General features: G+C 61.5%; 10 protein-coding genes. 8 read left to right on the forward strand and 2 right to left on the reverse strand.

Annotated features, from left to right (window positions below; all coding sequences use genetic code 11):
* Window positions 1–160 precede the first annotated feature (160 nt).
* Window positions 161–709: a Rieske 2Fe-2S domain-containing protein gene (locus tag P8L30_06055; protein MDG2239746.1), complete on the forward strand. Its 549-nt coding sequence runs from the start codon at window positions 161–163 to the stop codon at window positions 707–709.
* On the forward strand, window positions 706–2,529 hold the full coding sequence (locus P8L30_06060) for a cytochrome b N-terminal domain-containing protein (protein MDG2239747.1): 1,824 nt from the start codon (window positions 706–708) through the stop codon (window positions 2,527–2,529). The genes P8L30_06055 and P8L30_06060 overlap by 4 nt, the downstream gene beginning before the upstream one ends.
* A gap of 30 nt (window positions 2,530–2,559) precedes the next feature.
* On the opposite strand, the gene P8L30_06065 is transcribed toward P8L30_06060, so the two are convergent.
* A complete protein-coding gene (locus P8L30_06065) occupies window positions 2,560–3,780 on the reverse strand; it encodes an Ig-like domain-containing protein (protein ID MDG2239748.1) in 1,221 nt (406 codons plus the stop codon).
* Window positions 3,781–3,934: 154 nt separating this feature from the next.
* On the opposite strand from P8L30_06065, the gene P8L30_06070 reads away from it, so the two are divergent.
* Both P8L30_06070 and P8L30_06075 read left to right on the forward strand, forming a co-directional pair.
* The gene (locus P8L30_06070; GenBank protein MDG2239749.1) at window positions 3,935–5,098 is read left to right on the forward strand and encodes a hypothetical protein; all 1,164 of its coding nucleotides are present in this window, start codon (window positions 3,935–3,937) and stop codon (window positions 5,096–5,098) included.
* 63 nt (window positions 5,099–5,161) lie between these two features.
* The gene (locus P8L30_06075) at window positions 5,162–7,678 is read left to right on the forward strand and encodes a zinc-dependent metalloprotease (protein ID MDG2239750.1); all 2,517 of its coding nucleotides are present in this window, start codon (window positions 5,162–5,164) and stop codon (window positions 7,676–7,678) included.
* Between the two features lie 78 nt (window positions 7,679–7,756).
* On the opposite strand, the gene P8L30_06080 is transcribed toward P8L30_06075, so the two are convergent.
* Window positions 7,757–7,966 (reverse strand): hypothetical protein, encoded by a 210-nt coding sequence (locus P8L30_06080; GenBank protein ID MDG2239751.1) that lies wholly within the window; start codon window positions 7,964–7,966, stop codon window positions 7,757–7,759.
* Window positions 7,967–8,048: 82 nt separating this feature from the next.
* Between P8L30_06080 and P8L30_06085 the strand changes: the two genes are divergently transcribed.
* Genes P8L30_06085 through P8L30_06100 form a run of 4 tightly spaced genes read left to right on the forward strand, consistent with a single transcriptional unit; the run spans window position 8,049 to window position 12,985 of the window.
* Window positions 8,049–10,199 carry a penicillin acylase family protein gene (locus P8L30_06085; protein ID MDG2239752.1) on the forward strand — a complete coding sequence of 717 codons (2,151 nt, stop codon included), beginning with the start codon at window positions 8,049–8,051 and terminating at the stop codon, window positions 10,197–10,199.
* A complete protein-coding gene (locus tag P8L30_06090; GenBank protein ID MDG2239753.1) occupies window positions 10,196–11,221 on the forward strand; it encodes a fatty acid desaturase in 1,026 nt (341 codons plus the stop codon). Before P8L30_06085 ends, P8L30_06090 begins: the two co-directional genes overlap by 4 nt.
* 22 nt (window positions 11,222–11,243) lie before the next feature.
* On the forward strand, window positions 11,244–11,366 hold the full coding sequence (locus tag P8L30_06095; protein MDG2239754.1) for a hypothetical protein: 123 nt from the start codon (window positions 11,244–11,246) through the stop codon (window positions 11,364–11,366).
* Complete coding sequence (locus P8L30_06100) at window positions 11,363–12,985, forward strand: hypothetical protein (GenBank protein MDG2239755.1); 1,623 nt, start codon at window positions 11,363–11,365, stop codon at window positions 12,983–12,985. The genes P8L30_06095 and P8L30_06100 overlap by 4 nt, the downstream gene beginning before the upstream one ends.

Raw genomic sequence — 12,985 nt, forward strand, 5'->3', positions numbered from 1 at the left:
TGGGCGTAACACGAATCTTGGACCGGGAACCACCATCGAGCCAGCGGGCTTGCCGAATGAGGAGTCGACCCTCAGGCTAGGGTTCGTTTTTCGGCTCCCTCCCACCCGCCGGCCATCGATTCGAGTCCAGCTTCACCCCCCGACTCAATACACGACCGCTATGGACGAGGAAACACAGAACCCACCGGTACAGCCGCGCCGAACCTTCTTGGCGGGCATGAGTGCCGTCTTCGTCGGGACCGTTGCCGCGCTCGTGCCGGTCTTGTCAGGTGCCACGTCTCTCCTGGACCCTCTCCGACGCAAACGGAATGAGGCGGGAATGAGTCGGGTGACCACACTGGCCGTACTCCCCAACGACGGCACACCGAAGAAATTCACGATCACCGCGGACCTCACCGACGCGTGGACGATCCACCGCGACGCACCCATCGGGGCGGTCTATCTGCGAAAGGTCGGAGAGGACGTACACGCTCTGAACGTCGTCTGTCCGCACGCAGGCTGCTTCGTGGGGATCGCGAAGGACCGGCCCGGTTTCACGTGCCCCTGTCACAAGAGTTCGTTCGACTTGGCCGGAGTCATCGACGACCCGGCGAGTCCCAGTCCCAGAGATATGGACTCGCTGCAGGTCGAAGTGCGAAATGGTGACGAGATATGGGTCCGCTTCCAGAGCTTTCAGGCGGGCCATACCGTAAAGACCCCGGTGCAATGAGAGCACTCCTCGACTGGTTCGACGATCGCACCGGAGCCAGAACGCTCCTTCGTGCGGTGCTTTTCGAGCGGATCCCAGGTGGTGCCCGTTGGCGGTATGTGTGGGGCAGCACTCTGACGTTTGCCATCGTCGTCCAATTCGTTACCGGCCTCGTGCTTTGGGCGAGCTACAGCGCTAACGCTCAAGGCGCCTGGGAGAGCGTCTACTTCATTCAGCACCAGATGCTTGGCGGTTGGGTCCTCCGGGGCATCCACCACTACATGGCCCAGGCCACGATCATCCTGCTTGTCGTCCATCTCATGCAGGTCGTGATCGACGGCGCCTACCGAGCTCCGCGCGAGGTGAATTTCTGGTTCGGGCTCGGGCTCCTGCTCGTGGTCCTGGGATTGTCACTCACCGGCTACCTCCTGCCTTGGGACCAGAAGGGGTATTGGGCGACCAAGGTCGCCACCAACATCGCTGCCATGACTCCGGTCGTGGGAGAGAGCCTGCAACGCCTGTTGATTGGGGGCGTCGACTATGGGCATCTAACCCTCACTCGATTCTTCGCGCTGCACGCAGGTGTCCTACCGGGCCTCTTGGTCCTCATGATCGTCGGCCACGTCTACCTCTTTCGCCGACACGGCGTGACCACGGCCAATACCAAAGATGCTCCGGACGGCATGTTTTGGCCGGAGCAGGTCCTCCGTGACGGAGTGGCCTCTCTCGCCGTGATGCTGGCGGTGCTCGCCGTCGTGTGGGCAACCGGCGGCGCCGATCTGGGAGCCCCGGCCGACCCAACCGAACCATACGCTGCCGCCAGACCTGAGTGGTACTTCCTCTTTCTTTTCCAATGGCTGAAGTACTTCCCTGCAGGACTCGAAGTGGTGGGTGCACACCTCGTTCCAGGCCTCGTGTTCACCGTCCTCGCAGCGATGCCGATCATCGCCCGATGGCGATGGGGGCACCGGTTCAATCTGGCAACGCTCGCAGCTTTGCTGGTTACGATGGCGGGGCTGACACGCCTCGCAATGATCCAGGACGGCGCAGACCCTGAGTACGCGGCGGCGACCGCCGAGTCACACGCCCAGGCAGAGCGTATGGACATCTTGGTCACGGCCCAGCACGGGATCCCGGCGGCAGGAGGGTTGGCCCTGCTCCGCGCCGACCCACTCACCCAAGGTCCCCGGATCTTCTCCACACACTGCTCTGGATGTCATAGGGTGGATGGCCTCGATGGATTGGGAGGCACACCAACCGACACGCAGTCCGCCCCGGACCTGGCGGGCTTCGGGAGCCGTGCCTGGCTCGAGGGCATGCTCGACCCCGAACAATTCGGGTCGCCAGCCTACTTCGGCGGCACATCACACCGACGGGGGGCGATGTCGCGCGTGGTTGAGCGCAGGATCGCAAATTATGACGACAGCCAGGTGGCTCAACTGCAACGGGTCATCAAAGCTCTCTCCGCTGAGGCGCAGCTGCCAAGCCAAGCGCTACTCGACGCAAGCGACTCTCGAGAGATCGAACAAGGGCGACTCGACATGAGCAGCGAGAGCATCGGATGCACGGATTGCCACGTCTTCCATGGTGTGAATCAGGAACAGCGCGGCCCCGAGCTTACCGGATGGGGGTCACGGACCTGGATGCTCGGCATGCTTCACGACCCGGGGCACGCTGACTACTACGGCGAAGACAATGACGACATGCCCGCATTCGGCATGGACGAAATCCTCACCGAGGCAGAGATGGCCCTCGTCGTCGACTGGCTACGGGGTGTCTGGGTCAGAGAGGGCGATGATGCTACAGCCCAAAGCCGCGGGGACGATGTCGGCGGAACCTGACCTCATCCGCGTGTCGAGAGGACCGTAACTTCAGCCGCCTACCGGCTCGAAGAACCCGTAGTGTTCGAGCATGAATGCGCGAATGACCCGGGCGAGCTTCGCGGCATAGGCCCTTCGGTTCTCCTCGGTATCGCGCAGCCCATCGAAATGATGCTCGATCTGTATGCCACTGATGAACTCCCCATCCGTCCGCGACCCGTGCCTCCGGGTGTTGTATCCGCCTGTGAAGTATGGCTCCGCCCCCGGACTCGGATCGCCAGGGCTTGGCACCGCACGCACACCCTCCCCCTGTAGAAATCCTCCGAAAGACAGCGGCCCGCGTAGGAGTTGGGAGAACGGAAGCGACGAGTCACGGCCCAGGTCACGGATGCTCGAACTCGCGACTGCCGCCAGCGAGTTGAGCAATGCGTCAGCCTGGTTCAGCTCGTCCGCCCCCAAGAGGTATCCCAGTTCAAGTCGGTCGATCGCGTGGCCGTGACCATGCATATCGAAGTACATGCCCCTGTCCAAGCGCTCTTCGACATCGACCCGGGCCATCGAAATCCAGTCCTGGAACTCGTGCCACGCCTGCTCTGCGTAAATGTTCTGCTGGGCGGCCTCGACGATCTCGCGATTGGGATCGAGCTTGGCCCGATGAAGGCGGGAGATAATGACGTAGGGGGCGTACCCGGTCAGTTCAATGAGTGCCTCTCGCACGGCCTCCGTCAGTTCTGCTGTGTTCCGATCGGAGCCGATTGTACCATAGGTACGGTCCGGGATCTCGTTCGGGGTGAGCGCCCCTCCGTGCGGCGACGAAATGACGACCGGGAGTTCACCGGGGATGTACTCGACATACTGGCCGCGGCCGAAGTAGCTGACACCCGGCTCATAGACAGCGACGTCCTCCGGGACGTAGACCTCGAGCTGCGCGGTTCCCGTCGCACCATCGATCGTCGCGGACACCGTCGTCTTCCCTGGCGCGAGACTAGTGATCACTCCGTTGACCCCTACAGAGGCGACCTCAGGATCGGCCAAGCTCCACAACGGCGTTCTCGACACGAGGGCGCCCGAAGCATCTCGGGCGACGGCGTCGAAGTCCGCTGATCGGCCGACCCCGACGATGAGCGCAGCGGTCGGCTGAACGCTGACAGAGATCGTTGCGACATCCGTCCCACTGCCTTCCCCGCACGCGAGTACGACACAGGCAGCGAGAAGACTCAAGCGGCGCGCGGTCGCCCGCGCGGTGCGTCCGATTGGATGAAGACTGATCATGGTCACAAGGTACATTGCAGACTAAAGCGACTGAAGGAGTAACTGCGGCGCCGGCCCGTGACTTTCGGAACGCCCGGTGCGATCCTGATTGCCCCTGTGTCGCGGCCGGAAACCCTCGCACCTGGCTGGACCGCCCCGTGGAGCTGCTGACACCATGACCGAACAGCCAGACCGGCGGGCCGAAAAGGCACTCGCGGGCCTCGTCCGACTCCTAGAGCACTCCGGGGAGGCGCGCTGGCTCAAGTGGGCCCGAGACCACCTCAAGACGACACTTGTGAGCGGCCTGAGCCCGACCGTGCTCGACGCCTACGGTGGCATGGGCTCGTTCAACGACTTGATCCTCGATCCAGCGAATGGTCACGCGCTGGAACAGCAGGAAGTACCGTGGGCGAACCGCCTTCTCGCTGTGCTCGGCGAACGGATCTACCAGTTGGCCGTCGAAATCACGGATGAGCGATTCAGCGCCGACTGGGTCCACCCCGCCGATCCACCCATCGAAGGATCGCGTTGTCTGTTCTGTGGCCACGGGGAGATTTCTGACCAAGACATCGAGTGGTGGGCAGCGCGCATTCTGGTCCCGGCCTCCGTCGCGGACTCTACCCTAGAAGATCCCGGTGGACTGGTCGCGACGCTGTTGTCCGGTCAGGTCACTGGAGCGGCGGAATCACGAGCCGATGTCATGGCGCGCGCGACAGCAAGCGGTGTGCAGATCGCTTTCCGGGACGGAGACATGCGACCCTGTTCGGCGTGCGGTAACGCGGATACCGCGCGATATCGCTGGGTCTTCGCGGGCGGCGGGCTCCATCCGACCGAGGACAACGTTGAGCTCCGAGAGAAGGGCCACTCATACCGTCCCTCTTTGGAGCCTGCTGCCTTCCGTGCTGGACTGAAGCCACAGGGTGCGGAGGTCATCGCGGAAGGTGTGTGGCACCTGGGTCCCAAGCCGCAAGACACGCTGCTCGATGCCCAGATTGAGATCATGGAAGCCCTGCGCGGCCTTCCCGGGAATATCTACGTCACGAGCCAGGAAGAACCGGAGCCCGCCGAAGTGGAAGGCTGGCAAAGGATCGGCGAACACACCTGGCTTGTCCCTCCGTCCATGTCTTCGCGCGTGTCACTCCAACTGTACCTCGAGGCCGGGGCCTGGCAGATGTATGTAGCCGACACACCGGTCAAGGCGTCCGACCTCCCCGACCTCTTCAAGTTCGACTCGGACGAGGGACCGAAGGATCTCGCCGAAGTAGGAGTCCTGGCCCTCATCGATGCGTGGCACGACAACACGGCATGGAGAGTCGCGATCGCCTTGCTGGGAGTGTAAAGCGCCTCTACCCTGCGCACTCGCAGCAGCACGATCGACACAACGACTCCCGGTTCCCGCACCATGAAACGACTTGCTCAGATCCTTCTCGTCGCCCTCGTTACCAGTGCTTCGCTACTGGTCCCGCAGGCCGCGTTCTCCCTGACGACACCCGTGGTAGCGCCTCAGCAACGTGGTGGTGGTGGCGGCGGACGCGGTGGTGGTGGTGACGACGGGGCGAGTTCGGACGGTCCCAAAGAATACTCCGAGGTCATCACGGAAGATGCTGTCACCAAGTTGGGCATGTTCGATGTGCACGAGGTGGATGACAAGCTCTACTTCGAGATCCCGACGTCCGAACTCAATGTGGAGATGCTGCTGATTCAACGATCCGTGGAGTCCACACTTCAGAATCCGGGTTCGTTTTTCGGAGGCGGACCACGCTTGATCGTGCAGTGGGAGCTGAACGACGAACATGTGGTGCTGCGCGCGAAAGAGTACGACGTGATCGCGGACGAGGATTCGCCGATTTGGGGCCAGATTTCGGGCTTCCGTAAGGGCCCCGTCCTCGCCCGGCTCAGCGTGGAAGCGTTCAACGACGACGGATCGGCCGTGGTGGACGTCTCCAGCCTATTCATCTCGAACATCCCCCAGTTCGGACCCATCGACGGCATCAACGCCGGTCGGAGTTGGGTTGAGGACTTTTGGTCGTTCGGCGATGCGGTAAACGTCCAAGTCACGCAGAGTGGCTCCGCTGCTCCGGCCGCAACTGGCGGACGTGGAGGCCCTCCGGGTGGTGGACGTGGAGGCAGCGGGAGCAATCAGTTCCAGACGGTGAAGAAGTTCTTCAGCATGGCCCGGCTCCCCGAAGACCCCATGATGCCGCGGTGGCACGACGACCGTGTCGGATTCAACTCGAGCCGGTCGTACGACTTCTCTCGACCGGACAACCGGCTGGAGCAGGTGCGCTTCATCCACCGGTTCCGCCTGGACAAGCAGAACCCGAACGCTGAGATCTCTGACCCGGTCGAGCCCATCGTCTACTGGATCGACCCGTCGACGCCAGACTGGCTCAAGCCGTGGATCCAGAGCGGTGTGGACGCTTGGCAGTCCGCCTTCGAGAAGGCGGGATTCAGCAACGCGATCTTCGGGCGTATCGCCCCAACACCAGCCGAGGACCCGGACTTCTCGCTCTTCGATGCGAGGAATTCGGTTATTTACTGGCGCCCATCTACGGTCGCGAATGCCACAGGTGGACAGATCGTAGACCCCCGTTCAGGTCAGATCCTGAAGGGTGAGGTCAACATGTACCACAACATCATGGACCTGCAGAAGGCCTGGTACTTCATCCAGGTCGGGCCGCTTGACGAACGTGCCCAGACTCTGCCGCTGCCCGACTCCTTGATGGGCAAATTGGTCGAGTACGTCGTGACACATGAGATCGGTCACTCCATCGGCTTTCCCCACAACATGAAGGCCTCCGCCATGTATCCGGCGGACTCACTCCGAAGCGCCAGCTTCCTCGAGCGGATGGGAGGCAGTCACGTCTCGACCCTCATGGACTACTCGCGCTTCAACTACGTGGCGCAACCCGAAGACAACATCCCGCTCGACATGCTCATCCCGAAGGTCGGACCCTACGATGACTTCGCGGTGAATTGGGGGTACGGGTCGATCCCAGATGCCAGCACGCCGGACGATGAGGGTGCGACGCTCGACGAGTGGGCGCGCCAGCAGGATCGCTTCCCGTGGCTGCGTTTCACGACCTCGGACGCAGCGGGCTCAGATCCGGAGGCACTGACCGAGGCCGTGGGTGATGCAGACGCGGTACAATCCACCACGTACGGGATGATGAATCTCGAACGCGTAATGGACATGATGCTGGACGCCACCGAGAAGCCCCAGGAGAGCTACGCTGAGTTGGAGAACATGTATGGCCAGGCGGTTGGCCAGTGGGGACGATACATGAACCACGTGGCAGCCCTGGTGGGTGGCGCGATCACGCAGGAGCGATACGGCACCGGCCCGCGGTTCACGCCGGTCGCTGAAGACCGTCAACGTGAGGCCCTCGAGTACCTGACCGAGACATCGTTCCACGTACCGGAGATGTTCCTGGATGAGGCCATGCTGCGCCGTATGGAGCCGACTGGTGTGGTCGCGCGGTTCCGCACACAGCAGAGCCGGGTCCTCAACAGCCTCATGAGCCAAGCCAAGCTTGAGCGCCTCATCGAGTTCGAAGCGACATCAGACGACCCAGATGATGAGTACAGCATCGCCGACTTAATGGACGATCTCGTGGCGGGTGTCTGGGATGAACTAGACGACGGCTCCGTGCGCATCAACACCTACCGACGGAATACCCAAAGAGCATTCCTGGAGACGGTCAACAATCGGCTGAATCCGACGGAGGCCGAGCTGACCCGGGCGAACAACCCGGTACCTGGCGGGTGGACATCCGACATCCGCGGTGTCATGCGCGCGACGTTGGAAGACCTCAACTCCTCCGTGACATCGGCTATCGGGAACGCGGGAGACGGTATGACGCGCATCCATCTGCGGGACGTTGCCACCGAGATCGATAGGATCCTCGAGGGCAACTAAGCCAACTAGGAAAGAAAGCGGCGAGCCTGGAGACGCTCCGGGCTCGCCGCTTTCTTTTTCACTGCCTGCGGGGGGAACTCAGGTTTTAGGTAAGAGCCGCTTCTGTAAGAAGTCGATAAGCTCGTTGTCCGTGAACTTCTTCTGGGCACTCTCGCACGCATAGCCGGAGGTGATGAGGACCGGCATCGTCATGTCGAGTACGACAGCGACGTGGTCCTCCACGTCGCGCCGGAAGACCCTCAGCCTGGGACTCAAGCCCCAGGTCCCGTGGGAAACATTGGTGTGCAACTTCCCTTCTGGTCCCGTATCCCTTAACGCCGGAGATTATACGTCTCCGAGACGATCCACACTGCACACAACTTAGGACTGTATGATCACAGCACTGCTCTTGGCGTTCGCAACGCCCCAGGTGGCCGATTCTGGATCCGCGCTAGCCGCTCGCGTGGAAATCATCCGGACGGAGTACGGAATTCCTCACATCATGGCGGACGACCTGAAGGCCATGGGGTTCGGCCTGGGATACGTGCAGTCCGAAGATTTCTCGGCGTCCATCGCGACCTCTCTGATCGAAAGCCGCGGTACGTATTCTCGCTTCACAGGAGAAGACGCCCTCGACGCGGACCACACGTCACGGGAGGTACACGCCCGAGCTGTCCGCACGTTCAGTCGCCTCGATCCGAACACCCAAGCGGTTTACTCCGGCTTCGCAGAAGGTGTGAACCACTACATCCGCCACCATGCAGACGAATTTTCCGATTGGATTCGTCCAGACTTCACCGGTGTGGACGCACTCGCGAGGGATGTACAAACGTGGAGCCGTGCCGACGCCGCCCGTTTCGTCAGAACCCTCGAATCGAACGGCATGCCGCCAGCGCCCGCCCCTGAAGACGAGGCCGCCGAAACTGCGTTCCTCCTCGACGGTTCAAACGCATGGGCCTTCTCGGGTACACGCACCTCATCCGGTAATGCGATCCTGCTCCGAAACCCGCACCTGTCCTGGGCGACGGACGCGCAGTTGCTCACGCGCAGCCTCGGCTCGACCTACTACGAAGCACATGTTCGCGTACCTGGCGTTATCGAGTTCTATGGAGACTTCCGGATCGGGAGCGCGTTCGGGATCATCGGCGGCTTCAACGAACACCTGGGCTGGGCGACGACCAACAACTACCCGAGGTACTCCCAAGCTTACGCACTGGAGGCTCATCCGACCCTAGAGAACCACGCAGTACTGGACGGACAGCCACTCGCGCTCACGGAGCGCACTTCGACCGTGGACTACATGGAAGTCAACGGTACTGTCGCGTCGGATACCCGGTCGACGTGGTGGACCTCTCACGGCCCGGTCATTCACCGAACCGACGACCGAGTCTACGTCCTCAAGGACCCGAGAGACGGCGAGTTCCGGCGCGGCGAGCAATTCCTGAAGATGATGATGTCCGAGTCGCTTGATGAATGGCTTGACGTCATGCACATGCGCGCCCACCCGAGCTCAAACTTCACTTACGCGGATGCGGCCGGGAACGCTGTTCACTACTACAACGCTCGACTGCCCCTCCTTCCCCACGAAGTCACCGGGGACACCGCCGCCTTCGCCGCGACCACCGTGGATATCTGGTCGGAGCTCGTCCCTTGGGACGACCTCCCGCTCTACGTGAATCCTCCGGGTGGGTATGTGTCGCAGACGAACGACACACCCGACTACACCAACCTCAACGTGCCACTCGATCGAGACACGGTCGCTGCGAACCTGCCTGCACCGCGCCTGCGTCTTCGGAGTCAGTTGTCGTTGGACCTCGTGCACAACGACCGGAAACTCAGCCTAGAAGACGTGGTTGAGCTGAAACACTCTCCGCGCATGCTCATGGCGGAGCGAATCCTGGACGACCTGCTCAAAGCCATTAGGGACTCAGGCCGACGAGAGCTTCAGGACGCAGCCAATGTCCTCGGTGCATGGGACCGAACGGCAGCAGCCGAAAGTCGGGGCGGCGTGCTCTTCAAACGGTGGTCGAACTTCTACTTCGCTAACGAAGACACTACCGAATTGTGGACCCAATTCTGGGACCCCGCCCGGCCAGCCACGACACCATTCGGGCTGGGGAACGCAGCGAATGGAGTCGCCGCACTCGAGCGAGCACTGTCGTCCCTGGCCACCGAGGGCGTCGACATCGACGCGCAATGGGGAGACGTCCACCGGGTCATTCGTGGCGATGTGGACCTGCCGGTGTCGGGGTGTGAACCCACCCTGGGCTGCTTCAGGACACTGTCCTACAACCGGGTGAGCCCCGGGCGTTACGCAGCCAATCGCGGAGACGCCTGGATTTTCACAGTGGAATTCGGTGACATTCCCAGGGCGTACACGGTATTGTCCTACGGCCAAACTGCACGCGAAGACTCCCCGCACTACGATGACCAAGCAGTGCTGTTCGCCCGAGGCGAGATGAAGAGAGTCTCTTGGGCCGATAGTGACATCGAGCGGACAACCCTAGAACGCTACAGACCTGGAGAAGAAGTCAGGCGATGAGCCATCACCCCAAGCCCGATCGTGCGAAGATCGAAAAGTGGAACGGAGTCCTCAGTCCATACTGGGGAGCCGACACACCCAAAAGCGTAACGCAGATCTTCACGTCCCTAATTCCATACGCCGCCCTCTGGTACGCGATGTTGCGCAGCCTCGAGGTCGGGTACTGGCTCACGCTATTACTCGCCGTCCCCGCGGCTGGCTTCCTCATGCGGATGTTCATGATCCAGCATGACTGCGGCCATGGGTCTTTCTTCAAGTCACGAAAGGCTCGCGACTGGGTAGGCAGGTTCATCGGCGTTCTGCTGCTGACGCCCTACGACTACTGGAAGCGGACGCACGCATACCATCACGCGCACTCCGGCGACCTCGACTTCAGAGGATTCGGGGACGTCGACACGTTCACCGTTAAAGAGTACATGTCCTGGTCGCGCGCGGAACGTCTTCGGTATCGAATTTACCGACACCCACTCGTGATGTTCGGGCTCGGTCCCATCTACCTCTTCGGGCTCAAACATCGGTATCCCTATGACATCCCGGACCACTGGAAGAAGGCGTGGAAGAGTGTCTGGTGGACGAACGTGGCGATTTTCGCAGCGGTAGTCCTCGGTGGCACGCTCGTCGGGTATCAGCGCTTCTTCCTCATCCAAATTCCGATTCAGTTCGCTGCGTCATCGCTCGGGATCTGGATGTTCTATGTGCAACACCAATTCGAACACACGTACTGGCACTCGCATGAAAACTGGGATTACTACGATGCGTCGCTGTACGGCAGCTCATACCTCGTGCTCCCCAAGGTGCTCCAATGGATGACATCGAGTATCGGGGTACACCACGTGCACCACATGAGCGCGCGGATCCCGAACTACAAATTGCAGCAGGTTCACGACGAGAACCCAGAGTTCCACGGTGTGACAAAGGTGAGTTTCAAGGACACTCTGAAGCTCATCAGCCTCGCCCTTTGGGATGAGGAGAACCGACAGCTGATCCGGTTCAAGGACCTCAAGCAGTTGAAGGCCGCGTAGCGAGCTTTCCAAGGAGAAAGGCATGGCGCTAGGAGCGTTTTCCGTAAGCCTGACGTTGAAGGACCTGTCCGTCTCGCGCGAGTTCTACGAGAAACTCGGATTCGAGGTCACAACCGACACCAAGCCGGGATCGTCACCGGAGTGACCTCCCGCACGTCGGCGCTGTCCGTCGGCGTCCTGGCACTAACGGTCGTCCTCGGACATCTGTCGCTCTTTCCGCAAATTGCGGATCTCGACGCGTTCTATCACATGGGTCATGCCTTCGCGTACGCCGAAGGCGGCATTTTCAACACGGGGCTGCCGTGGGCGACGCAGTCCATCATTGCCGACCGTGGCGCGGACATGTGGTGGGGCTTCCACGCTGCACTCATGCCCTTCACAGTGGTGGGCGACGTTCAGTGGGCGATCCGGCTCGCTGCCTTCACGCTCACGGCGACGCTCGCGGTCTGTTTCTTCTGGATCCTCAACCGCCACGCCGTCCCAGGTGCCGCCTGGTGGACACTGGTCTTCATGATCGGCGTGCCAAATGTGTTCTTCCGACACCTAATGCTGCGGCCGCACATGATGTCGCTGGCAGCTTCGCTCGCGCTGCTTTCCCTGCTGGTCCGTGGGCGGGCGCGAACCGCCTTCTTGGTAAGCGCGCTCATCACCTGGCTGCATCTGAGTCTGTTCTGGATGGCTCCCGGGATCGTCATCGCCTACGTCATGGTCCGATACCTGGAAGCGGTGATCGGGGCTCCGAAGGCCCGAGAGAGCATCGCACCGGCCGCTGCGGTGTCCGCGGTCTTCCTCGGCACGGTCGCGGGGTGGCTCCTTAGGCCTCACCCCATCGAGGCAGGCGCGCTAGCGAACGTACAAATCATCCGACTCTTCGCTCAGAAAGCCACACAAGAACCGCTCCTCTTCGCCGCCGAATTGTTGCCGATCCCATTCATGGAATTGCTTCAGACGTCGTGGCTCTTCTTCATCGTCTGGCTCATCGCGTGTGTCGGCGTAGTGACTTATCTAGGTAAGAACAAACTGCAGGACGTCCCTCCTGAAGAGCGGACGCTCCTTCTCACGTCCCTGCTGATTTCCGTCGCATTCGCTCTACTCGCCACGGTGTCCGCGCGCCGGGCGATGGTTCAGTGGGTCGCGTTCGGTGCCCTGGGGCTCCCCATTTTTTGGACCCACGTCGCCTACGTGTACGACCGGCGCAGCATGAAGCAGTTCGTCGGGGTAGCTGTGGCCCTCCACCTCGCCTGGGGTGGCTGGAGGCACACACTCAACGTCACGCAGGTCGCCTTCGACCCCGACACGCTCGAATCAGCAGCACAGTTCGTGGAAGACAACAGCGAACCAGGAGAAGTCGTCTTCCACGCTCGTTGGGACAACTTCGGCCCGCTCTTCGCGCACAATCGAAAAAATCTGTACATCGGGGGAATGGACCCAATCTTCCAATTTGTTCACGAGCCGCGGTTCTATTGGGAGTACTTCTATATCTCGGCAGACATCAACGTCGAGTGGACATGCGATGCGTTCCCGTGCAATGCAGGACTAGCCACCGATACGCACGAAGTGCTGCGCGACCATTTCGGTGCGCGCTGGGTGATTGTGGAGCCCTTTCGGAACCCACGCTTCTCGCTCTATCTGTTAAGCGATGAGCGCTACCGACTTGCCCACGACGGAGGGAACTCTGCTGTCTTTGAAATCATGGATGCTCCCACCGCGCCTGACATCGCACCGCTTGCGACGGACACCCTGCGTGCCGGGCCCGGGCTCTGA

This window comes from Longimicrobiales bacterium, assembly GCA_029245345.1.
Taxonomy (GTDB): Bacteria; Gemmatimonadota; Gemmatimonadetes; order Longimicrobiales; family Gaopeijiaceae; genus CALFPJ01.

Coding starts and splice junctions, on each gene's coding strand:
- P8L30_06060 (MDG2239747.1), top strand. CDS start 706: ATGAGAGCACTCCTCGACTGGTTCGACGATCGCACCGGAGCCAGAACG.
- P8L30_06065 (MDG2239748.1), bottom strand. CDS start 3,780: ATGATCAGTCTTCATCCAATCGGACGCACCGCGCGGGCGACCGCGCGC.
- P8L30_06055 (MDG2239746.1), top strand. CDS start 161: ATGGACGAGGAAACACAGAACCCACCGGTACAGCCGCGCCGAACCTTC.
- P8L30_06070 (MDG2239749.1), top strand. CDS start 3,935: ATGACCGAACAGCCAGACCGGCGGGCCGAAAAGGCACTCGCGGGCCTC.
- P8L30_06090 (MDG2239753.1), top strand. CDS start 10,196: ATGAGCCATCACCCCAAGCCCGATCGTGCGAAGATCGAAAAGTGGAAC.
- P8L30_06095 (MDG2239754.1), top strand. CDS start 11,244: ATGGCGCTAGGAGCGTTTTCCGTAAGCCTGACGTTGAAGGACCTGTCC.
- P8L30_06075 (MDG2239750.1), top strand. CDS start 5,162: ATGAAACGACTTGCTCAGATCCTTCTCGTCGCCCTCGTTACCAGTGCT.
- P8L30_06085 (MDG2239752.1), top strand. CDS start 8,049: ATGATCACAGCACTGCTCTTGGCGTTCGCAACGCCCCAGGTGGCCGAT.